A 24,402-nucleotide genomic window follows, 5' to 3' on the forward strand; every position below is an offset into this window, starting at 1 on the left:
GATTCAAAGATGAAAAACATATCAAAAATAATTTGGCTATTTATACTGGGGATTTCGGGTTCGTTAATCACCAGTTGCAGCGATTTCCTGAATCCGGATCCGGAGTCATTATATACAACTCAGGCGTTCTATACCACGCAAGCTGATTTTCAGCTGGCTATTTCAGCCGTTTATGCAAAACAACAAGATGTTTACGATGACAAAAATTACGGGGACAATAGAGGGATGCTGCATTTTCTTATTGCCCGCAGTGATAATTCGAACTCGGTAAACACAAATTTATATGATGGAGGAGCTTCAATTTTTACCGATAATTCGGGCAATGCTCCGTTAGCCAATGTGTGGGAAAGCATGTATGTAATCATCACGCGGTGTAATAGTATCTTAATCCGTATTGATGACGTTGCTTTTGATGATGATGCAACCAAAAACCATATTAAAGGAGAAGCTTATGCCATGCGCGGTTGGGCTTACGACAATCTGGGGAAATTTTTTGGTGGCGTGCCCTTGATTGTTGATGCAGAATATACGATTTCAGAAACCTATGAAATTGGGCGTTCTACACAAGAGCAGACATTTGCTCAGGCAGTAAGTGATTATAAGGCGGCAATTGCGCTTTTACCGGAGGGCTGGAGTGCTGAAGATGCTGGCCGAATCACAGAATATGCTATTGATGCAGCTTTGGGCCGTTTGTATCTGTTTATGAATGAACCAGCCAATGCAAAGCCTTATTTGGAGGCCGTTGTCAATTCTGGTATTTATTCGTTGGCGACAAACTACGAAGATTGTTTCACGGATGCTTACGACAATGATGTTACAAAAGATCGTGTTTGGGAGGTTCAGTATATCGGCGGACTGACCGGAGAAGGTCAGGGGTTTAGCGAAGCCAATATGCCCCAAGGTTACAGCGGAGATGAAGGTTACGCTTTGCGCGGATCAAGTGCTGCCATGCAGGTATCAACAGATATGGTTGCTGCTTTCGAGAGCGGAGACTACCGTCAGACTATTGCCACCTCCGACCAAATTGAAGGAACGGGTGCAGCCGGCTATACCTGGTGTACAAAGTTTAGCCGTCATTCATATCAACCACAAGCAGCTGACGATTGGGCCAATAATTTGCCAATCATTCGCTACTCCGATGTTCTGTTGATGTATGCTGAGGCGATTAATGCTACCGATGGTCCCACCTCTGAGGCAATTGGCTACGTCAACGATGTCCGTGATCGGGCTAAATTACCGGAGCTGACTGAAACGCAAACGGCATCAGAAGAATCTTTCCTTGAAGCAATTAAACAAGAGCGACGGGTAGAATTTATGTTTGAAGGTTTGCGCTGGTTCGACTTGGTGCGTTGGGGCGACTTTATCCCTGTGATGAGGAATTTCTTAGACCAAGCAGATGAAGGAAATGGCAGATACACGAATAACGTTCAAGCTTTCCGTGCAATCTTTGCTATTCCTCAGGCAGAAATGGATCGCTATGATGACACAAGCGTGATGTGGCAAAATCCGGAGTACTAACGAAGTAATTAACCGAATAACAGGCCTTGTAGGTCTGTTATTCTTTTTTAACCATGCTGTTAACCAATAAGCAGATATGAGTATGCCCGACTTATCGAAATCAAAAATTTTCTTCCTGGCGCTTGTAGCCATCCTAAGTTGTAGTTCCTGTTCAACCAATGAACCCCAAAGGGTAGAGAATCCGGTTGATCTGGTGGTGCCTACCGTCGACAGTGCGAACTCCAGGTGGTTTTTCTTCAGCTCAGCATGCCGTCCTTTCGGAATGGTTAATTTAAGTCCTGACACTCAAACAGGAGGTGCCTGGGGGAGCGGCTATCGTTACAACACCGATACCATTAAAGGCTTTAGCCACGTGCATGCCTGGCAGCTTGCCGGCGTATCGGTTATGCCCGTTGTCATAAAAAACGAAAAAGGCCGGGATATTTTCGACAATTACGAATCAAAATTTTCTCACGACAATGAAACGGCAGCTCCCGGTTATCATTCCTTGGTATTAGAGCGTTACAATATTAAAGCGGAGCTCACATCATCAACTCGGGTTGGTTTTCATCGTTACACATTTCAAGACCAGGAAAAAGCAGCACTGCTTTTTAATTTGAATGGGATGCTGGGGCCAAGTCTGATGAAAGATGGCGAGTTGAAACAAACAGGCCAATACACCTTGGAGGGGAAAACGGTAAACTCTCCGACGATGCGCCGGCCCAAAGATTGTACCGTATTCTTCCAGATTGAGTTAAACGAGCCTGTTCGATCTGTGGTACAAGATGAGGAAACTAAAAATTTCCTGGTCAGTCTGGATCTTTCAGGTAGCAAGGAACTTTTAATGAAAGTCGCCATTTCTTACACTTCTGCAGATAATGCAGCAGAGAACTTACAAGCAGAGATTCCGGAATGGGATTTCGATGGAATTGTACAGGACTCTAAAAATGAATGGAATAAAATGCTGGGGCGCATTGAGGTTAATGGTGGAAGCCAGGAGCAACAAAAGCGATTTTATACTGATTTGTGGCATGCCTTACAAGGGCGCCGGACAATCAGCGATGTGAACGGTACTTATCCTGACAATACAGGTGAAACGTTCAGAATTGGTCAGTTGCCTTTGGATGACAATGGAAAGCCTCGATTTAATCATTATAATTCGGATTCATTCTGGGGTGCCCAGTGGACAATTAACATGCTTTGGGGACTGGTGTATCCCGAAATGATGGTTGACTTTTCCAACTCGCTCATGCAATATTACCACGACGGCGGTTTGGTTCCGCGTGGTCCGTCCGGTGGGAATTACACCTACGTAATGACCGGAGCTACAGCGACGCCGTTCATTGTAAGCGCTATACAGAAAGGATTGCTAAAGGATAGTTTGGATGTCGTTTATCAAGCTTTAAAGAAAGATCACCTGCCCGGGGGGATTATGGAAAAAGCTGGCTATGAGCACAACACAAACTTGGGGGGAGGATTGAAATACTACATGGAAAAGGGTTATGTGCCCTATCCGATTCCGGAAGGCGATTTTGGTCTTCACCAGGATGGCGCCAGTTTGACCATGGAATATGCTTATCAGGATTGGACGCTGGCGCAGCTGGCGAAAAAGTTGGGCTACGACGATGACTATCGCTATTTCATGGAAAGAGGGCAGAATTATCGGCATGTTTATGACCCGACAAGTGGTTGGATGCGTCCAAAAGATGTGAATGGAAAGTGGTATGCCGCATTTGATCCCTATCAGCATGAACATGGCTTTAACGAATCGAACGCCGCGCAGTCATCCTGGTTTGTTCCGCATGATCTGAAAGGCCTGGCAGAACTGATGGGAGGAGAGGAGCAAACAGTGGACAAACTGAATAACTCGTTTCAAATAGCCGAAAAGCAAGGATTTACCATTGGTACCTCGCACGATTTGGAGCATCATCCGGAATATAACCGGGTTCCGATCAATTATGGTAATCAACCTTCAATGCAAACGGCCTTTATCTTCAATTACCTGGCAAGCCCTTGGTTAACGCAGTATTGGTCGCGTAAAGTTGTTGAAACGGTCTACGAAGGAATCAGCCCGCAGCGGGGCTATAATGGAGATGAGGATCAGGGGCTGATGGGCTCCTTGGCTGTACTCATGAAACTTGGACTGTTTTCGATGGACGGAGGGTGTTCGGGTGAACCTCAGTTGGAATTGGGAAGTCCGTTATTCGACAAGGTTATCATTCATCTGAACCCGAAATACTACACGGGCAAAACAATCGAAATAGAAACGATTAACAATGGTCCGGAGAATTGCTTTATCCAATCTGCTAAGCTGAATGGAGCGCCGTTGAATAACTGGCAAATCTTGCAGAAAGAGCTGGTGAAGGGAAGTAAGCTTACGCTGGAAATGGGAGATCAACCCAATAAATCCTGGGGGAAAAACTAAGAATGTCGCGGTAGTGGGCCGACGAGTTTTGGCCGAAAATTACCCGGGTTGATACCAATATAAACAATCATTAAAAACAAAAAAATGAAAAACATAATAATAGATGACTCAAAATACCTCTCGGGGGAGCTGGTTAAAAAGGTTTTATTTTTTGTGTTGCTATTTAGCTTGTCGTTGGCAACAACCGCACAGGGCCGTCAGACCCTTTCGCTTGATGGTGAGTGGGAGTTCGCGGCAGATTCGCTGAATAAAGGCATTGCCGAAAACTGGGTAAATGGAATTCCGTCCAACTTATCGCACACAGTGACTGTACCTCATACCTGGAATATTGAGAATGGAACCGAAGATTATGCCGGATGGGCTTGGTATCAAAAGGAAATTGATGTGCCGCAGGGCTGGAAAGGCAAGAATATCCGAATAAAATTCGGAGCGGTTTATCACGATGCTTTTATCTATATTAATGGCAGGAAAGCCGGCGAGAATATAAACGCTGGTTATACACCTTTCACAATCGATGTTTCGAAGTTTGTTGTTTTGGGAACGAAGAATAGAATCGTTGTAGCGGTGAATAATGAGTTTTCGGAAACAAATTTACCCTACGCCCGGTCATTCGATTGGGTGAACGATGGTGGAATTACCCGGTCGGTATCGTTGGAAGTAACTGGAAAGCCGTCGTTGAGATATGTTCATATTTCACCCGAATTAAATTGGAAGGACAGTACAGGTACAACACAAATAGTATGTAAACTTTGGGAGGATGGTGTTAAGCGCATCAAACTGACTTTTGCGATAAAAGATAAAGCAACCGGTGAAATTGTTCAATCCGAAGAGAAAGAGCTAAAAATTGAAAATGGAAAGTTTGTCACTTCTATTGTAGTCGGCAAGGTTAAGCCTTGGCATTTCGATTCGCCTAACTTGTATGAGTTGGAAACATCGGTAATCGACAAGGGAAAAATTACAGATAAGGAAACCTCTGTTTTTGGTTTTAAGAAAGTTGAAATAAAAGGAGAGCAACTTTTCCTGAACGGAGAAGAAGTCCGCTTACCCGGAATTGAGTATATGCCTGGTAGCAGTCCGGTTTACGGAATTGCCGAGCCGAAAAGTTATATGGACTCGATTGTTCGAACGATGAAAGACCTGAATGTTTGCATTACGCGTTTCCACTGGCAGCAGGATGACTACATGCTGAGTTTGATGGATCAATACGGAATTCTGGTTCAGGAGGAATTGCCCTGGTGGCAAAAGCCGGCAGCGCTCACACCCGAGTTGATGCAGACAGCAAAGAAACAATTAGGCGATATGGTTGAAGCGCACTACAACCATCCTTCTGTTTTTTCCTGGGGTATAAGTAATGAGGTCAATGGTGATACAGATAAAGAGCAATATATCGAACTGCGTGATTTCGTTAAAGCGATGGATTCAACACGATTTGTTACAGTTGTTTCTAACCGGATCTGGCAAAAACGCGAAAAGGATGAGACTTTGTATGGGGATATGCCGACCTGGAACGAATACATCGGCACCTGGCATGGGAATGATCGTAACGAGTTACCAGGAAAGCTTGACACCGTTAAAATGGCGATTGGTAAGCGTCCCTTGTTGATCACGGAAAATGGTTTGTGTGAACCCGCCATCACCGGGGGAGATGCCAGAAGAATCGATGATATGCTTTTCCATATAAAAGAGTGGAAAAGCAGACCTTTTACGATCGGATACATTTATTTCTGTTTAAGCGATTACCGGACACAAATGGGCGAAGAAGGGTTTGGAAAGTATAAAATTCGCCGCCATGGCATTACAGATGTTTACCTGAATCCGAAGCCTTCTTATTCCGTTCTTAAACAAATTGCTTCGCCCATTGAGATTACCAAAGTTGAGCGGGTTGACAATTCAACTGCAGTTATTGAAATCGCAATTAAAAACGATATTCCGTCTTATGTGTTAAGAGGATACAGTTTAGAGTACAGAAGTTCAGACGGTGACTTGCAGCAAATTGAACTTCCTGTATTAAATCCGGGTGACACTTTCTCAACCAATTTAAAACAGGTAAATGCTCAGTTTTCTTTCAGGGTATTGAGGCCCGGTGGATTTTGTGTTATTGAGTATTAAAAGATAAGTATCAAGCTATTGTAATTTGGGGAAAGACTAACATAGGAACAGGAAGCCGCAACTTCATTTAGGAGAAGCGGCTTTTCTGCCTCAATGAATTGAGGAAATAATATTCCTAAAAAACAGATCATATGAAAACACGAATTTTAGCGATCATAATAATAAGTTTATTGGTTGCTTGCGCAAATTCAGGCAAGAAAAAAGTACAAGCCGATAAACCGTTAATCACGAATCCAATTCTTGATGGCTATTTCGCCGATCCCTGCGTTGTTAAAGAAGGCGATACCTTTTACATTTATGCTACAATCGATCCGTGGGGCGGCGAAGAGTTGGCCGTGTTTTCGACAACGGATTTTTTGAACTTCGATCGGCATCATTTAAACTGGCCAACTAAGGATGCTTGTACCAGCACGAGTTCTAGCGATGCAATGGTTTGGGCACCTTCAGTGTGTAAAGCGCCCGATAGGAAATATTACATGTATGTATCGGTTGGAAGTGAAATTTGGGCTGGTGTGAGTGATTCTCCGCTGGGCCCATGGCAAAATGCAAAGGAGGATCAATCGCCCATGATTGCCGCGGCTGACTTTCCCGAGGTGCATAATATCGACGCGAATTGCTTTGTTGATGATGATGGTCAGCCATACCTGTACTGGGGTTCCGGGTTTCATTGGGTGAATGGTGTTTGTATGGCAGCCAGGTTGAATCCCGATATGATTTCTTTCCGGGAGGAACCGGTAGACGTTACTCCAGCAGACTATTTTGAGGCTCCGTACATGATTAAACGCTTCGGGAGATACTACCTGATGTATTCGTCAGGTAAAGCAATTGATGCGACCTACAAAATTGGATATGCTGTTGGTGATTCGCCACTGGGACCTTTTGAAACCGGCGAAAACAGTCCGATCCTGAAAACTTCCGCCGACAGTACAATTTACGGACCGGGACATCATTCTGTGTTTAATGAAGAAGGGCAGGATTACATTTTATATCACCGGATTTTCCCGCAGGATTCAGCATATGTGTTGCGTCAGTTGTGTGTTGATAGCCTGAATTTTGATGCAACCCAAAACATGATGAAAGTACAGCCCGGTGGAGTTGAAAGCTTTTGAGTTTAATACTTTATAATCATAGAAAGATGAGTGCAAGCTTAAGAAAGACATTTTTATATGGAGTAGTCGGCTTTTTAATTTTTGCGTGTCAAACACAGAAGACGGAGGTAATGGTATCCAGTCCTGAAGTTGACTTGATCCAACGAATTATTCCGGATCGGGCTGATAAATTTGAAGTGGAAATCCTCCCGTCCGATTCTGCCGATTGGTTTGAGTTGGAATCAAAAGGGGATAAAATAGTGCTTCGCGGAAACAATGGCGTGTCGGTTGCTTCGGCTCTGTATTATTACCTGAAGGAATATGCAAATTGCCAGATTACCTGGAACGGAACGAATCTGAATTTACCGGACGAATTACCAACAGTGCCGACGAAAGTTCATAAAGACAGTCCTTATGAATATCGTTATTATTTAAATTATTGCACCTTCAATTACACCATGAGCTGGTGGGATTGGGAGCGCTGGGAAAAGGAAATTGACTGGATGGCGCTGCATGGCATTAATATGCCTTTAGCCATTACCGGTGAAGAATATATTTGGGACGAGGTATATCGTTCCTATGGATTTACTGACGAAGATCTGGATCCGTTTTTTAGTGGGCCAGCTTATTTCGGCTGGTTTTGGATGGGTAACCTCGATGGCTGGGGAGGCCCGCTACCAAAAAGCTGGAAAGAGAGTCACCGCGATTTGCAAAAGAAAATTGTGCAACGCGAGCGCGAGCTGGGAATGAAAACTGTTTTGCCGGCTTTTACCGGACACGTTCCTGCTTCTTTCAAAAAGTATTTCCCGGATGCAGACTTAAAACAAACGAACTGGGGCAATGATTTCGCTGATACCTATATTTTGGATGCGAATGATCCGCTATTTGCCGAAATCGGGAAGAAGTTCCTGGAGGTACAGCAGGAAATTTACGGAACCGACCACTTGTACTCTGCCGATACGTTTAATGAAAACGAACCACCATCCGATGACCCGGAATACCTCTCGGAACTAAGTCGTAAGGTTTTCGAAGGGATGAAGTCTGTCGATCCCGAAGCGGTTTGGGTGATGCAGGGATGGTTGTTTTACAGTCATCGCGAATTCTGGAAGGCACCACAAATTAAGGGTTTACTGGGAGCTGTTCCCGACGACCGGATGATCATTCTGGATTTGGCAGCAGAAATAGAACCCGTCTGGAAACGCACAGAGGCTTTTTACGGAAAAGAATGGATCTGGTGTATGCTCCACAATTTCGGAGGTAATATTAGCCTGTTCGGGCGTATCGAAAACGTTGCAGAACATCCTGCTGAAGCGTTGAATGATCCCAACTCAGGACAGTTGAAAGGTATCGGTTTGACCATGGAAGCGATTGAGCAAACGCCGGTGCTTTACGAGTTGATGACCGATAATACCTGGCGCGATACGCCAATCGATTTGCAACAATGGTTGAAACAATACATCAGCAATCGTTACGGTGACAAAAATTCTGATATGGAAAAAGCGTGGGATATTTTGGTGCAAACCGTATACAACGGACAGGTTATTCGTGATGGTGCTGAATCGATCATCGTCTCCCGCCCAACTTTTGAAGGTTACCGCCGATGGGCACGCACTAAGCTGAATTATGCAGCCGAAGATCTGTTGCCAGCATGGGATTTGTTTGTTCAAGCGATTCCTGAGTTTGGAACTTCAGATGGTTTCCAGTATGACTTGGTCGACCTTAGCCGCCAGGTTTTAGCCAATTATGCCTTGCCGGTACAACAGCAAATGGCAATGGCTTACAAAAATAATGACAAGCAGAAATTTCAGCAATACAGCGCCGAGTTCCTGGAGTTGATTGACGATCTGGATCGTTTGCTGGCAACCCGTAAAGATTTTATGCTGGGCCCATGGATCAGCGATGCACGCAGCTGGGGAACAACACCAGAAGAAAAAGTCTTATACGAGCAAAACGCTCGCGACTTGATTACCCTTTGGGGAGGTGCTGACAACCGTTTGCACGAGTACAGCAACCGTCAATGGAGTGGTTTATTGAGTGATTTTTATAAGCCGCGTTGGGAGCAGTTTTTTACTGAAGTGAATGTCGACTGGAAAAATTTTGATCAGGCAGCCTTTGATGAAGAAATAAAACAATGGGAATGGAGCTGGGTGACTTCGCAAAAAGATTTTCCAATTCAACCTACAGGTAGCTCAATAGAGGTTGCTAAGGAGTTGCATCAAAAATATCGCGACCGTATCGCGCCGCTTACTGAAACTTTACCAACCATCAATTACAACTACTAGTTATGGTAACAGTAATTAAGAAAGAAGCGGAACGTTTTCTATCACTCGATGTATTTCGAGGATTAACGATCGCTTTGATGATTGTGGTGAACACTCCCGGAACAGGAGCCCATTTTTATCCTTACCTGACACACGCCCAGTGGTTTGGTTTTACCTTAGCCGACCTTGTATTTCCCTCTTTCCTTTTTGCGGTGGGTAATGCCATGAGCTTTTCGATGAAAAAGATGCGATTGGCAACACCGTCAGATGTTTGGACAAAGATTATCAAACGTACCGTCATCATCTTTTTGTTGGGCTACCTGATGTACTGGTTTCCTTTCTTTCAATTTGGCGATGATGGAGGGCTGATGTTGAAGCCAATAGGGGAGACTCGGATTATGGGTGTTTTGCAGCGCATTGCACTGTGTTATTTCTTCGCTTCGGTAATCGTTTTGTATTTGTCTGAGAAAGCAACGGTTATTGTTTCAGTTCTGATTTTACTGGCTTACTGGGCAATTCTGTATGTATTTGGCGAGCCCGGAGCTCAATTGGAAATGGCCAGCAACGCGGCCGGCAAGTTCGATTTATCAATTTTAGGTATCGGACATATTTATAAGAAAGATAGTATTCCCTTCGACCCGGAAGGTATTCTAAGTACATTGCCGGCTATAGTCAATGTTTTGTGGGGCTACCTGGCAGGTGTTTTCATTCAAAAGAAAGGAAAGTCGTTTGAGGGAATTGCCAAATTGTTGATGGTTGGATTCTTACTGGCTTCGCTGGCACTGTGGTGGGATCTGGTTTTTCCTATATCAAAGAAATTGTGGACAAGTCCGTTTGTGCTCTATACTGTCGGATTGGATTTGTCAATTATGGCTGTTTTGATTTATCTAATCGAACTTAAAAAAGTTAAGGTTGGAGTCAAGTTCTTCGATGTATTTGGCAAAAATCCGCTTTTCATCTATTTGTTTTCCGAACTTTTCTACATGACGTTGCGTCTGATTCCGGTGAATGCCAATCAGGATGCTTTCGAGTGGGTGAGCGAACAGATATTTCAACAACTATTTCCGGGGCCGTTTGGAGCCTTTGTAACAGCAATTGTTTACGTCATGCTATGTTGGGCACTGGGGTGGTGGCTAAATAAAAGACGGATTTATATTAAAATATAATATGATGCCCGGTGGTTTTGCGGGATCGTGTTAAGAAGCGATATATGCAGAACTGTAGTAAAAAGAAGAATTGATAATAAAAGACAATCATGAGAATAAAAAGCAGGCAGAGAATCCAGTTATTGTTGATCATGTTAATGATGAATGCCTTCGTTACTCAAGCCCAAAACTATTGGCAAGATCCGAAGGTCAATGAAGTAAACCGTGCGCCCATGCACAGTGCATTTTTTGCTTACGAGTCAGAAGATGCCGCATCAGAAGCTATAAAGGAAGTTTCAACCAATTTTATGAGCCTTAACGGCAGTTGGAAATTCAACTGGGTGCAGCACGCCTGGCAACGTCCAACCGATTTTTATAAGCTTGAATTGAATGATAAAGGCTGGAACGACATGCCGGTTCCCGGACTTTGGGAGTTGAACGGCTACGGCGATCCATTGTATGTGAATATCGGCTATGCCTGGCGCAACCAGTACAAAAATAACCCACCAATTGTTCCCGAAGAAAATAATCATGTAGGAACTTATCGCAAAGAAATACAGTTGCCGGCAAATTGGGATGGAAAAGAAATCTTTGTTCATTTTGGTTCGGTAACTTCTAACATCAGTTTGTATGTCAACGGAAAATTTGTTGGATACAGCGAAGACAGCAAACTGGAGGCTGAATTTAATCTGACTAAATACCTGAAGCCGGGTAGAAACCTACTGGCGTTTCAAACCTTTCGCTGGTGTGATGGCACCTATCTGGAAGATCAGGATTTTTGGCGCTTCGCTGGCGTTGGTCGCGACTGCTATTTGTATGCCCGCAATAAAACCTACATCCGCGATTTAAAAGTTACCCCCGATTTAGTAAATGACTACGCCGATGGAGTTTTGCAGGTTAAACTTGATTTGTCGGCAAAAGCTGACGTTGAGTTAAAATTAAAAGATGCAAGGGGGAATGTTGTAGCCGAAAAACAGCTGACTGGCTCCGGTTGGTTGACTACCGAAATTGAAGTTGCCAACCCCGCAAAGTGGACCGCTGAAACGCCAACATTATATCGCATAATGGCAACGCTTAAAAAATCAGGAAAAGTATTAGAAGTGATTCCGGTACACGTTGGTTTCCGAAAAGTAGAAATAAAGAATAGTCAGCTTTGTGTGAATGGCCAACCCATATTGATTAAAGGGGTGAACCGCCATGAACTGGATCCTGATGGTGGCTATGTGGTATCTCCCGAGCGCATGGAACAAGACATCAGAATGATGAAAAAATTCAATGTAAATGCGGTGCGCACCTGCCACTATCCCGATAACAGCTTGTGGTATGAATTGTGCGACAAGTACGGAATTTATGTGGTAGCTGAAGCTAATCTGGAATCGCATGGCATGGGTTATGGTGACGAAACGCTGGCTAAGAATCCGTTGTTCGATAAGGCGCATTTGGAACGTAACGAACGTAACGTATTGCGCAACTACAACCATCCTTCAGTAATTATATGGTCGATGGGAAATGAGGCCGGCTTTGGATCAAACTTTGAAGCTACCTATAAATGGATTAAGGGGTACGATCAATCGCGCCCGGTTCAATACGAAGGAGCAGGACAAAATGACTATACTGATATTTTTTGTCCCATGTATTATGGCTACGAGAGCAGCGAAAAGTATGGACAGTCAGATAAAAAGAAACCACTAATTCAATGCGAATATGCCCATGCCATGGGTAATTCCGAAGGCGGATTTAAAGAATATTGGGATTTGATCCGCAAATATCCCCTCTATCAGGGAGGTTTTATTTGGGATTTTGTAGATCAGTCAATCCATTGGGAAAATGAAGATGCCCAGTTGATTTATGCATATGGCGGCGATTTCAACCCTTATGATGCCACCGACAATAACTTCCTCGACAACGGATTAATTAGTCCCGATCGCAAACCAAATCCACATTACTACGAAGTCGGTTATTATTATCAGTCGATCTGGACCACTCCACTTGACCTGAAAAACGGGCAGGTTGAAGTGTCCAATGAATACTTTTTTCGTGATCTTTCAAATTTCTACCTCCAGTGGGAATTGGTGGCCGACGGCAAAATTTTACAAACCGGTATTGTCGATGATTTAAATGTTAAGCCACAGCAAAAAACTAAAGTTGACCTTGGCGTTAAATTGCGGGGCGATCTTCAGGCAAACGAGGTGTTTGTAAATGTAGTCTACAAATTGAAAGCTGCAGAACAGCTCGTTTCGGCAGGCTATACCTTGGCTCGTCAACAATTGGCCGTTAAGGATTGGACATTTAAACCACTTGAACTCACCAATAAAATTAGGGCTAACCAGCAGGTGGATGTGCCAACAATTATTGAAAATGATACGAATTACTTGTTGGTTAAGGGTGAAAATTTTCAAGTAGACTTTAGCCGGAAATCAGGCTACCTGTGTCGCTATAACGTTAATGGAAAATTTGTATTTGAGGATGGTTCTGAATTGAAACCGAACTTTTGGCGGGCTCCGACCGATAATGACTTCGGTGCCAAGTTACAGCTGAAATATGCGGTTTGGAAAAAACCTAAAATTGAGTTGAAATCGATTGATGCGGCAATGACTGCGGAAGGCTTAGCCGAAGTGAAGGCAGAATACAACATGCCTGAAGTAGACGGGAAATTGCTAATGACGTATCAAATTAATAACGAGGGAGCTGTAAAAGTAAACCAGAAACTGATAGCCGGCGAAAATGACGAGATTTCGGAAATGTTCCGTTTTGGTATGAAACTGGAAATGCCTGAAAACTATTCACATATTAAATACTACGGTCGTGGGCCGGGCGAAAACTACATCGACCGGAAAGATGCCGCCTTTATAGGTTTGTACAGTCAAACCGTTGATGAGCAAGCTTACGCTTACATCCGTCCACAGGAAACTGGCACCAAATCCGACATTCGCTGGTGGGCACAGTTAGACGAAGCGCGCTCGGGACTTTGCTTCAAGTCGGATGATGTTTACTCGATTTCAGCCTTAAACTACACCATTCATGCGCTGGATGATGGTATCGAAAAAGATCAACGACACTTTCCGGAAGTAGAGCAAAGTAATTTCGTTACTATTTGTATCGATAAAAAGCAAATGGGCTTGGGGTGTGTAACTAGCTGGGGGGCACTTCCACTCAAACAATACCGGATGCCTTACCAGAACTATGAGTTTGATTTTGTTATTTCACCGATAGCACATCTGTTTGAATAAGTAACAAAATAACCAAATTGCGTGTATTGGTTAAAAAATATTGCATGTGCATTTATTGTAAAATAGTGAAAGAAGATAATTAATTTCTTAATCATGAATAATAGTCTGAGTTATATCGAGAAAACCATTGAGAAACTTCCGATTACCATTGTGGAAGATCAACCGACAGGAGCAAAGATTATTGCCGGCCAGGTTGCTGAATTGATAAAACGGAAGCAAGCCGAAGGGCAGTTCGCAGTTCTGGGGCTGGCAACAGGTTCATCTCCTCTTTTGATTTACAGAGAGTTGGTTCGCCTACATAAGGAGGAAGGTTTAAGCTTCAAAAACGTGATCACTTTTAATCTGGACGAATATTTCTCAATATCACCGGAAAGTGAGAAAAGCTACGTTTATTTTATGCATAACCACCTTTTCAGCCACATCGACATTCTTCCGGAGAATGTTTACATCCCTGACGGATCGCTGAAAATAGAAGAAGTGTCGGCGTTTTGTTCTGCCTATGAGGCAAAGATTGAAGAGGTTGGAGGAATTGATATACAAATTTTAGGAATTGGGCGCTCGGGGCATATTGGATTCAATGAACCGGGCTCCACTGTGAATTCAACGACCCGCTTGGTCAAACTGGACCAAATTACGATCACCGATGCAATTAAAGATTTTGGGGATGAGCAACATGTTCCACATCGTGCCATTACAATGGGTGTCGGCACTATTTTGAGTGCACGTCGCATTATTCTGGCTGCCTGGGGAAAATCGAAATCGCCGATTCTAAAAGAGATGATCGAAGGACCCGTAACGACAGATGTGCCAGCTTCGTTCCTTCAACGCCATAAAAATGTAATGGTTTATTTGGATGAATCGGCGACAGATGCTTTTACCCGTAATAAGGCTCCGTGGTTGGTAGGGGTGGTCGACTGGACTCCGAAAATGAAAAAACGAGCAGTGATTTGGTTGAGCCAAAGAGCAAATAAACCAATTCTTAAATTGACTGATGAAGATTATAAAAAAGCCGGATTGCGCGATTTGTTGGTTGAATATGGTGGTGCCTACGATTTGAATATCAAGATTTTTGGACAGCTGCGTGATACCATTACCGGATGGCCGGGAGGAAAGCCCGGAGCTTACGAGAAAACCCGGCCAGAACGTCCCGAGCCCATTGTGAAGCGTTCGATCGTTTTCAGCCCGCACCCCGATGATGACGTGATTTCGATGGGGGGAACTCTGATTCGTTTGGCCGATCAGGGACATGATGTTCATGTGGCTTACCAAACCTCAGGTAACATTGCTGTATTTGATGATGACGCTATTCGTTTTTCTCAGTTTGTTGTTGACCTCATGAACAATCAAAAATTGGATTGTCCGGACCTGGTCAAATCGAATGAAGATCTGGTCAACTTCGTAAAGAATAAAAAGCCGGGGCAGATTGACACCCCATTTCTAAAAGCAGTAAAAGGACTGATTCGTCGTGGAGAAGCCGCAGCCGGATGTCGTTACAGTGGTGTGAAAGATGAAAATGTTCACTTTCTCGACTTGCCGTTTTACGAAACCGGACAGGTGGAAAAAAGCGTGCCGACTGATGCAGATCTGAGCATCGTGATTGATTTGCTGCGCGAAATCCAACCGCACCAGATTTTTGCAGCCGGTGATTTGCAAGACCCGCACGGAACACACGAAGTTTGTTTGCAAATCATTTTCGAGGCCATTCGCCAAATGCGCACAGAGGGAGACAAATGGCTGGACGACTGCTACGTCTGGTTGTATCGTGGTGCCTGGCAGGAATGGAATGTGGAAGACATCGAAATGGCTGTTCCAATTAGTCCGGATGAATTGTTCCGTAAACGCAAGGCAATTTTTAAGCACCAGTCGCAAAAAGATGAACCTGTTTTCCCCGGTGAAGATAAAAGAGAGTTTTGGCAACGGGCCGAAGATCGTAACCGTACGACAGCCAAAATTTATGACCAATTGGGATTGACGGAATACGAGGCCATTGAGGCTTTCGTTCGTTACCCCTTCGATGATGAAGAATCATTTTTGAAATAAATTTTTTTGCATCGATAAGGTCTCATTGCGCAATTCGTTGTGGGGCCTCTATTTATTCGCTATAAGAGGAAATAACCAGCTGCATTTAATTAAACTTTTAGTTATAACTAAAGTTTGACTATTTTTCAGCCCCAAAATAAAGAAACGAAAGATGAAAAACCCAACGTCAAATATCTGTTTACTGTTACTTTTGAGTGTGTTAGTTCTTTTTAATTTGAATGTTCGAGCAAGTAAAAAAGAAAAGACTAGTTCTTTCCCAATTGTGGAAAAGAAAGAAGCTACTCCAATTATTGTTTCAGTGGATGAACCCCACGTTGTTTCAATAGCTGCAAAACTTTTTGCAGGGGATGTTAAGGCTGTTTCAGGGCAAAAACCAACAACTTTAACTGCCCTTCCGACAAAGGGTAGTCAGTTTATTATTGCCGGAACAATTGGTAACAATACATGGATCGATCAACTGATTGCGGAAAGGAAAATAGACGTTTCTGCCATTCAGGGAAAATGGGAGAGTTGGTCGATGCAGGTTATCACAACACCTTTTCAAGACGTGGAAAGAGCGCTGGTTATTGTTGGCAGCGACCGCAGGGCAACAGCTTACGGTATTTTAGAACTTTCCCGCATGATGGGCGTTTCAGCTTGGGAATGGTGGGCCGATGTTCCGACTCCGAAACAGGATCAAATTACACTTCAAATTGATAATGAAACATATGGTTCACCGTCAGTGAAGTACCGTGGCTTGTTTTTGAATGACGAAGATTGGGGGCTTCAACCATGGGCTGCGAAGACTTTTGAACCGGAAACCGGAGATATTGGCCCCAAAACCTATGCTAAGATTTTTGAACTGATGCTGCGTCTTCGGGCGAACACCATTTGGCCTGCTATGCACGGCTGCACCAAAGCTTTCTATACGATTGACGGCAATGCACAAACAGCCGACGATTATGCGATTGTGGTTGGCACTTCGCACTGTGAACCAATGCTGTGCAACATCAATGCCGAATGGGATCATAAGACCATGGGCGAGTGGCGCTACGACAATAATGATGAAACAATTCGGGAGTTGTTTGAACAGCGGACAAAAGCCACTTCTGACTTTGAAAGTATATATACCATTGGGATGCGTGGAGAGCATGACTCGCCCATGAATGCCAAAGATTTGACCAAGGCCGATCAGATTAACTTGCTTGAAAAGGTGATTGCCGATCAGCGGGAAATTTTAGCAAGAGAAAAAGGCAAGAATCCGAAAAATATTCCGCAGGCTTTTATTCCTTATAAAGAAGTACTGGATTATTACCAAAATGGACTGGAAGTTCCTGAGGATGTTACGCTGATGTGGACGGATGACAACTATGGATACATTCGCCAGCTGAGTACGCCGGAAGAGCAAAAGCGCCCCGGGGGAGGTGGTATCTATTATCACGCATCGTACTGGGGACGGCCGCACGATTACCTGTGGTTGAGCTCAACAAGTCCGATGCTGATTTGGGAAGAAATGTACAAAGCCTATCAGTTCAACTGCCACGATATGTGGATTCTGAATTGTGGCGATATTAAACCCTTGGAATACAATATTGAACTGTTTATGGATATGGCTTGGGATATCGAGAAGTTTCCTTCAAGTCAGGCGGTAAAACCTCACTTAAGTCAATGGCTGTCGGATAAATTTGGGCCTGATCATTCAGCTCAGCTCACTGATTTGATGCTTGAATATTATCATTTGTCCTTCATGCGTCGACCTGAGTTTATGGCCTGGAGCCAGACTGAGCCAACAACAAAACCACAGAAAACGGAGTTGACTCAGATTCGGTATGGCGATGAGTTGACCAAACGATTGCAGGCGTGGGAGAACATTGCAGATGAAGTTAAGCGATTAAATGAAGTTATTCCTTCGACACAAAAAGACGCGTTCTTCGAGTTGGTCTATTATCCGCTAACCGGAGCTTCGTTGATGAACCAAAAATGGCTGTATCATTATAAAAACGAGCTGGCAGCTCGTCAGGGGCGAACCAGTGCGCTAGATTTTGCTGAGCGTTCGAAAGAAGCTTATGAGCAAATACAAAAGGAAACAGCCTATTTCAATAAACTACAGGATGGGAAGTGGAAAAACATGATGAGTATGTCGCCTCGCAATCTGCCGGTGTTTTCAAAACCATCATACGCATTGCCGTCCGAAGATAGCTTGGTGGGGCTTGGATTGTTAGTGGAGGGCTATGAAATGGAGGTGAACTCGAGTATTCCGAACGCCTATTCCGATGTGTTGCCGGTGCTTAACGCTTACCTAAAAGATTCCACTTTTGTTGATGTTTATCTGAAGGGCAAAGGTGAAATTGAGTGGACCGCAAAACCAAAGGCTGATTGGATTCGCATATCGTCGACGAGCGGAACGCTTGATGATCAAAGCGGGCAGGCGGAGCAAAGACTTTGGGTGAGTATTGATTGGGACAAAGTACCGCAAGGCAAAAATACCAAAGAGCCGCCTCTGGGGCATGATTATCAACTGATTCCGCCAGCTTACAAAGTGAACGGCTCAATTGAGTTTACTTCGGCGGACACGACAATTACCATCGGCGTTTCAACCTTCAACCCGAAGCTTGAGGAACTAGAAGATTATGAGGGTTTTATTGAGGGGAATGGTTATGTGTCGATTGATGCTGAGAATCCATCATCGTTCAAGGCTGGAAAAGATGCCGCATGGGAAGTGTTCGATGGACTCGGGTACTCTGGAAGTGTTGTTGTTGCATTACCCTACAATACCGAACCACTTATTGATCCGGCGACAATAAAGGCACAAAGTCCGATGCTGGAGTACGATTTCTTCACCTTTAATTTTGGTGAGACTAATGTTCGGGTGCAGGCTGTGCCTACGCATCCGTTTTTCGAAGGTAGCAGCGTGCGTTGTGCCGTTGCAATCGATGATGCCGAACCGGTGGTTATCAATTTTAAAACTGTTGGCCGCAGCAATGAGTGGAAACAAAACGTGTTGAAAAATGCGGCCGTGAAATCTGCTAAACAAATGATTTCTGAGCCCGGCAAACACAAACTAAAAGTCTGGATGGTTGATCCCGGCGTGATGATTGACGAAATTTTAATCGATTTGGGGGGATGGAAAAGCAGTTACGCCTTTCCACCCGAAACGCGAAAAAAATAAATGAAAAAAATAAAAAACAAGGTTTGTAGAAATAGCAGCATGGCATTGGTCATGCTGCTATTCTCAATTACAGCTTGCACAAACAGGGCACCCGAGCCTTTAAAGAATTTACAAATAGCGTTTATGGCAGATGTGCATTTGCAAAATCTTTACGGCACACTTTCCGATAGCGATTATAAGGGTGTGGCGAATCCCGGCAATGGCCGTTATGTGCTGGGACGTACCATGGAGGCTCAGTTGCGTTCAACCCGGTTATTCAACGAAAACTATTTTGCTTTTTTAGCTGCCTTGGATGATGTGGTGAAGCGCGGTGTAAAATATGTTGTGCTGCCCGGTGATTTTAGCGACGATGGGCAACCACTAAATATTCGGGGAATGAGGGAAATTCTTCGTGAATATGAAGCGAAATACAGTTTACAGTTTATCGCTATAACCGGCAATCACGATCCGGTCCGTCCTTTTGCGATGGATGCCGGCAAAACAGATTATTTGGGTGCCGGAGGAAAAGCGCAGGTATTAATGAGCAAACAGGGAGTGTACACGCCTCAAAGCTCGAATGAGAATCCGGTTGTTATAACAAACGACATTCACAAAATGGGCTATGCCGAAATAATGGATGAAATGGGGGATTTTGGTTTCTTTCCCACACCCGGCGATGTGTATTGGGAGTCGCCTTTTTCAAACTACAATTACGAAGACTACTCCTTCGACCAAGCTGAGAAGGAAGCTCGATTGGACAAGCGACAGTATCCGATTCCACCCACCAATTATTTATTGCCTGATGTTAGCTATTTAGTGGAACCGGTTGAGGGACTTTGGCTACTGGCAATTGATGGCAATGTATACCTTCCCAAGGATGAGGCGGTAACAGATCGATCTAATCCAGAAAATTATGAAGGAGCAAGCATTGGTTACAATCAGGTGCTGACGCACAAAAAGCATTTGTTGGATTGGGTGAAACAGGTTTGTCAGGAGGCTGAAGAGCGTGGTAAAACGTTGATTGCTTTTAGTCATTTCCCGATGGTGGAGTTTTATGACGACGCGAGCCCCGAGATTCGTGAATTGTTAGGCGAGCATAACATGGATCTCCATCGGGTGCCGACTGAAGAGGTGGCGCGCGCTTTTGCAGAGGCAGGGATTAAACTACATTTTGGTGGACACATGCACATTAATGATACCGGGATTCGAAACTACAGCGATGGAAAATTTCTGATTAATGTTCAGATTCCGTCATTGGCGGCTTACATTCCGGCGTATAAGCTACTTACCATTCACGATAATCAGCGAATGGAGGTTGAAACAATAAAGCTGGATTCCGTTCCTCGGTTCAGGGAACTGTTTCCTTTATACGAACGCGAATACGCTTATTTGGATAGTTTGAAGAGTCCTTCGATTTGGGATCGCAACATTTTGACGACAAACAGCTACCATGATTATACGGCCTGGCATTTAAAAGAACTGGTGCGCTTACGTTTTCTTCCGAATGATTGGCCGAAAGACCTCCGGGAGTTTATTCTAAACTCAACAGGAAAGGAAATGCTTGAATTTGTATTCAAAAACAGCGAGACGCTTGAGGCTGACACAATCATAGAAATAGGAGACTGGACAGGCTTCAACCTGATCTACGATTTTTACCGGTTACGAAGTGCCGATAAGTTAGCGCTTCCCGATATCGGGGAGGAGCGAGTGGAACAGTATCAGCAATTCTTCGATCTGCTTAATCAAGTGCAGCCCAAGGCAAATGCGGAAACACACCTTGGGAAGCTAAAGGGCTTGGCCAACATTTTTGAGCATTTTCTGAACGGTGCTCCTGCCGATCATTTTTTTATCGATATGATGAGCTGCAGGGACCGTGTTCGGGGCTATCAAACACCACAAGAATAGCTAACCCAGCTTCCGTTACTACTGAACTGGATAGCTCTGGTTTTCTTTCAGAGGGTCTTTGTGCTTTGCACCAGTTTTTTGTCTAATAGAATCAGCTGGGGTATCTTAATAAAAGTATTTAGTACATTTGTTTAATAGCTATACAACTACCAATTATTATTAAATCTATCTAGCATGAGATCAATAAGTCTTTTACTATTGAGTTTTTTAACGATATCTTTTCTGTCCTGTAAAAACGAAAGCAAAACCAATAGTGGACCATTCAAGCATGGAGCGTTTAAAACGTGGGCGAAAACCCCACCAATGGGCTGGAACAGCTGGGATTGTTATGGCCCTACTGTTGAAGAACCAGAGGTGAAAGCCAATGCCGATTACATGGCTGAGAACCTGAAGAAATACGGATGGGAATACATTGTGGTGGATATTCGCTGGTTTGTGGAGAACGACAAAGCCGGGGGCTACAACCAAACCGATCCGCGTTACGTGATTGACGAATATGGGCGCTACCTGCCTGCCGTTAACCGTTTCCCATCGGCTGCTGATGGCAAAGGGTTTAAAGAATTGGCTAGCTATGTTCATAATAAAGACTTAAAATTTGGCATTCACATCATGCGTGGAGTCCCTAAAGTGGCCGTTGAAAATAAGTTGCCTATTAAGGGAACAGATGGAATTACCGCTGATCAGATTTACTCAACTGAGTTGCAATGTCCTTGGTTGAAAGATAACTACACCATTGTCGCAGATAAACCCGGTGCCCAGGAGTATTACAATTCTATTTTTGATATGTATGCCGATTGGGGAGTCGATTTTGTAAAAGTCGATGATCTTTCACGTCCTTATCATCAGGCAGAAATTGAGCTAATTCGTAATGCCATTGATCAATGCGGTCGTCCAATCGTTTTGAGTACTTCGCCCGGAGAAACTCCCATTGAAGCAGCCGATCATGTAAAAGAGCATGCCAATATGTGGCGCATGGTTGACGATGTTTGGGATACCTGGCCACACATCACGCACCTGATGGATGTGTGTGAAAGGTGGTATCCATACATTGCACCAGGTACCTGGCCTGATTGCGATATGATTCCATTGGGGCGAATCTCTATTCGTGGTGAGCGTGGAGAAGATCGTATGACCCGACTGACAAAAGAAGAGCAATATACCTTGATGACTTTGTTTACGATTTTCAAATCTCCGTTGATGTTTGGTGGTGACTTACCAAGCAACGATGATTTTACTCTTTCGCTGTTAACAAACGAGGACGTATTGAAAATGCATCGCGAAGGAACCGATGTACGACAGATTTTTCAAGAAGATGGAAAAGTCGCCATTACATCGCACAATCCAACGACTGGGGAAGTTTTCCTGGCGCTTTTTAATATTTCAGATAGCGAATCAACGGTTGAAGTGTCAGTACCCTTTGATGAGCTAGGTTTATCCGGAAGTCCGGAAGTAACCAACTTATGGACTGGTGAAAAACTAGATTCGATAGAAGGATCATTTGGACAGGAATTAGCTGCACACGAAAGCATTTTGGTTAAATTAGCGAACTAGTTAATTTCCGTTGATTCTTCCGGATTTACCCTTCAGTAGCGGGGTGAGAAGATTGAAAAATTTCCACTTTAGGGAATTTTTCAAACCGATCATTATAAGCTTGCTGATATTCAATTATCAGCAAGCTTTTTTATAGCTCTGTCAGTTTAGCACCCGCAACTTCGGAAATATCCATTTTACGAAAACCGAAATCATTTTATTTGTTGTCGATTATTTTTTTCTACTTTTAAAAAATGAAGCGTTTGGAGTCTCTTACCGAAGAAGAATTGGTTATTTCTTTAAGAAGTAACTCACAAGATGCATTTAAACAATTGTTTGATCAGTATAGCCAAAAGCTGTTTCATTTTTCACGATCCTACCTTAAATCAGATTTTGAATCAGAAGAGATTGTGCAGGAGGTATTCATAAAAATATGGGAGAATAGAGGAAATTTAAAAAGTGATAAATCCTTTAAATCATACCTGTTTACGATTGCTTTTAATGCCATAAAAAAGCATTTTAATAAAAAGATGCGTGAGGAAAAGTACAAGCACGATCTGTTTGAATGGCTAATACTGAGTTCACCTGACTTGGAAACCCGAGACGAATTTGAAAAGCTAATTGAAAAATTAGATCATCTAATAGATCAATTTCCTCCGAAGCGAAAGATCATATTTCTTCGTCGAAAAAAAGAAGGGAAGTCAATTAATGAAATTGCCCTTGAAATGGGTATTTCTTCTAAAACCGTTAAAAATCAGATAACTGCTGGGATGAATGCACTGAAAAAGTCTTTTACGGAAGAAGACTTCTCCACCGTACTTTTCTATTTTTTATTTATTTCATAAGAAAGACTCATTTTTCAATAGGACTATTTGCGACTGCGGGATATAACTGGTAAAACACAATAAAATTTCCGCATGAAAGAAAAAGTAGACAGCGGTGTCACCAAAAAATATAAAAGTGGACGATACTCATTTCGTGATTTGATGAAACTCGCTTCGTGGTTTCAGGATAGCGAAAATCATGAAATTTTACAATCGAACATGCGCCAAGAGTGGGACGATTTTAATCTTCAGCCCACCGATCTTCAAAAAGATCTTTCATCGGTGTATCTGAATATTGAGAGCAAAATAAATTCCGATAAAAAAGCGGTAAACTTCAAAGATCGTTTTTTTCATGTTTATTTACGGGTGGCTGCGGTTTTACTAATTCCGTTGCTCATTTATTCCTCTATTGTCACCTTCCAACAAAAATCAGTAGAAGAACTGGAGCCAAGTTGGGTTGAAGTAAATGCACCTTACGGAACCCGAACACTGGTAAGCTTACCAGACGGTACTGAAGTAACCTTAAATAGTGGTTCTCAATTAAAATATCTGGCTGATTTTGAAAATGAAAGAAAGTTACAAATTGATGGCGAAGCTTATTTTGATGTGGTTCATGATCCTTCCTCTCCATTTGTAGTTCATACCGATTTTATGGATGTGAAAGTGCTGGGAACAAAGTTTAGTGTTGTTTCTGCTGAGGACGAAAATACGATCGATGTAATTTTGGAAGAAGGAAGGGTTCAATTAACGGGCGCCCAAAATTCATTTTCTGAGGTACTTACCAAAGACGAAAGCTTTGTATTTGATAAAGTAGCTCGCACAGGAAAAATAAGAAAGGTTGACGCTAGATATTTAACCTCATGGAAAGATGGTTACCTGGTATTTAGAAAAGAACCCTTGGGTAAAGTAATGCAGCGGCTTGGTAGATGGTACAACGTTCAATTCGAAATTGAAGATCCGGAAGTTGAAGATTTTAAATACCGGGCGACATTTCATGATGAACCATTGGAAGAAGTGCTTAGATTAATTGCATTGACTGCTCCAATTAATTACGAAATAAAAGAACGAAAGATAAATGCACGTGATGAATACGAACCCAAAATAGTAATAATCAGACTCGAAAAACAAGACTAAATTAAAAATCAGGAAAGTGCTCGCAACACTCCCCTGATAAAGTAATGCATGAAAATGCGCTGAACATTTTATTAACATCACAAACGT

At 43.3% G+C, this 24,402-nt stretch carries 13 protein-coding genes; all 13 read left to right on the plus strand.

The features are described from left to right. Nucleotides 1-9: 9 nt before the first annotated feature. The 13 genes from GR929_RS05810 (at nt 10) to GR929_RS05870 (ending at nt 24,315) form a co-directional block, all read left to right on the plus strand. Nucleotides 10-1,518, plus strand: a complete 1,509-nt coding sequence (locus tag GR929_RS05810; protein ID WP_159517999.1) for a RagB/SusD family nutrient uptake outer membrane protein — start codon at nt 10-12, stop codon at nt 1,516-1,518. A gap of 82 nt (nt 1,519-1,600) precedes the next feature. Continuing rightward, nucleotides 1,601-3,922: a GH92 family glycosyl hydrolase gene (locus GR929_RS05815; RefSeq protein ID WP_201300926.1), complete on the plus strand. Its 2,322-nt coding sequence runs from the start codon at nt 1,601-1,603 to the stop codon at nt 3,920-3,922. Between the two features lie 84 nt (nt 3,923-4,006). Next, nucleotides 4,007-6,031 (plus strand): glycoside hydrolase family 2 protein, encoded by a 2,025-nt coding sequence (locus tag GR929_RS05820; RefSeq protein WP_159518001.1) that lies wholly within the window; start codon nt 4,007-4,009, stop codon nt 6,029-6,031. A 131-nt stretch (nt 6,032-6,162) separates the two neighbouring features. Further along, entirely contained in the window at nt 6,163-7,140 is a 978-nt protein-coding gene (locus tag GR929_RS05825) for a family 43 glycosylhydrolase (RefSeq protein WP_159518002.1), read from the plus strand. 26 nt (nt 7,141-7,166) lie between these two features. Continuing rightward, nucleotides 7,167-9,401 (plus strand): alpha-N-acetylglucosaminidase, encoded by a 2,235-nt coding sequence (locus GR929_RS05830; RefSeq protein ID WP_159518003.1) that lies wholly within the window; start codon nt 7,167-7,169, stop codon nt 9,399-9,401. A gap of 2 nt (nt 9,402-9,403) precedes the next feature. Then, complete coding sequence (locus GR929_RS05835; RefSeq protein ID WP_159518004.1) at nt 9,404-10,546, plus strand: acyltransferase family protein; 1,143 nt, start codon at nt 9,404-9,406, stop codon at nt 10,544-10,546. 89 nt (nt 10,547-10,635) lie between these two features. Beyond that, nucleotides 10,636-13,755, plus strand: coding sequence for a glycoside hydrolase family 2 TIM barrel-domain containing protein (locus GR929_RS05840; RefSeq protein WP_159518005.1), 3,120 nt, complete (start codon nt 10,636-10,638; stop codon nt 13,753-13,755). 93 nt (nt 13,756-13,848) lie between these two features. Further along, nucleotides 13,849-15,795 carry a glucosamine-6-phosphate deaminase gene (gene nagB, locus GR929_RS05845; RefSeq protein ID WP_159518006.1) on the plus strand — a complete coding sequence of 649 codons (1,947 nt, stop codon included), beginning with the start codon at nt 13,849-13,851 and terminating at the stop codon, nt 15,793-15,795. Between the two features lie 151 nt (nt 15,796-15,946). Next, nucleotides 15,947-18,943 (plus strand): glycosyl hydrolase 115 family protein, encoded by a 2,997-nt coding sequence (locus tag GR929_RS05850; RefSeq protein ID WP_159518007.1) that lies wholly within the window; start codon nt 15,947-15,949, stop codon nt 18,941-18,943. Continuing rightward, the gene (locus tag GR929_RS05855; RefSeq protein WP_159518008.1) at nt 18,944-20,827 is read left to right on the plus strand and encodes a metallophosphoesterase family protein; all 1,884 of its coding nucleotides are present in this window, start codon (nt 18,944-18,946) and stop codon (nt 20,825-20,827) included. 174 nt (nt 20,828-21,001) lie between these two features. Then, nucleotides 21,002-22,378 carry a glycoside hydrolase family 27 protein gene (locus tag GR929_RS05860; protein ID WP_159518009.1) on the plus strand — a complete coding sequence of 459 codons (1,377 nt, stop codon included), beginning with the start codon at nt 21,002-21,004 and terminating at the stop codon, nt 22,376-22,378. Nucleotides 22,379-22,611: 233 nt separating this feature from the next. Continuing rightward, entirely contained in the window at nt 22,612-23,202 is a 591-nt protein-coding gene (locus GR929_RS05865) for an RNA polymerase sigma factor (RefSeq protein ID WP_159518010.1), read from the plus strand. 72 nt (nt 23,203-23,274) lie between these two features. Further along, nucleotides 23,275-24,315 (plus strand): FecR family protein, encoded by a 1,041-nt coding sequence (locus GR929_RS05870; protein ID WP_159518011.1) that lies wholly within the window; start codon nt 23,275-23,277, stop codon nt 24,313-24,315. Nucleotides 24,316-24,402: the final 87 nt, after the last annotated feature.

Origin of the sequence: Sunxiuqinia indica (genome assembly GCF_009847015.1) — a bacterium.
GTDB lineage: Bacteria > Bacteroidota > Bacteroidia > Bacteroidales > Prolixibacteraceae > Sunxiuqinia > Sunxiuqinia indica.

Bases quoted from the DNA above. Each gene is read 5' to 3' on its own strand.
- GR929_RS05810 (WP_159517999.1), top strand. From the start codon at position 10: ATGAAAAACATATCAAAAATAATTTGGCTATTTATACTGGGGATTTCG.
- GR929_RS05815 (WP_201300926.1), top strand. From the start codon at position 1,601: ATGCCCGACTTATCGAAATCAAAAATTTTCTTCCTGGCGCTTGTAGCC.
- GR929_RS05820 (WP_159518001.1), top strand. From the start codon at position 4,007: ATGAAAAACATAATAATAGATGACTCAAAATACCTCTCGGGGGAGCTG.
- GR929_RS05825 (WP_159518002.1), top strand. From the start codon at position 6,163: ATGAAAACACGAATTTTAGCGATCATAATAATAAGTTTATTGGTTGCT.
- GR929_RS05830 (WP_159518003.1), top strand. From the start codon at position 7,167: ATGAGTGCAAGCTTAAGAAAGACATTTTTATATGGAGTAGTCGGCTTT.
- GR929_RS05835 (WP_159518004.1), top strand. From the start codon at position 9,404: ATGGTAACAGTAATTAAGAAAGAAGCGGAACGTTTTCTATCACTCGAT.
- GR929_RS05840 (WP_159518005.1), top strand. From the start codon at position 10,636: ATGAGAATAAAAAGCAGGCAGAGAATCCAGTTATTGTTGATCATGTTA.
- nagB (WP_159518006.1), top strand. From the start codon at position 13,849: ATGAATAATAGTCTGAGTTATATCGAGAAAACCATTGAGAAACTTCCG.
- GR929_RS05850 (WP_159518007.1), top strand. From the start codon at position 15,947: ATGAAAAACCCAACGTCAAATATCTGTTTACTGTTACTTTTGAGTGTG.
- GR929_RS05855 (WP_159518008.1), top strand. From the start codon at position 18,944: ATGAAAAAAATAAAAAACAAGGTTTGTAGAAATAGCAGCATGGCATTG.
- GR929_RS05860 (WP_159518009.1), top strand. From the start codon at position 21,002: ATGAGATCAATAAGTCTTTTACTATTGAGTTTTTTAACGATATCTTTT.
- GR929_RS05865 (WP_159518010.1), top strand. From the start codon at position 22,612: ATGAAGCGTTTGGAGTCTCTTACCGAAGAAGAATTGGTTATTTCTTTA.
- GR929_RS05870 (WP_159518011.1), top strand. From the start codon at position 23,275: ATGAAAGAAAAAGTAGACAGCGGTGTCACCAAAAAATATAAAAGTGGA.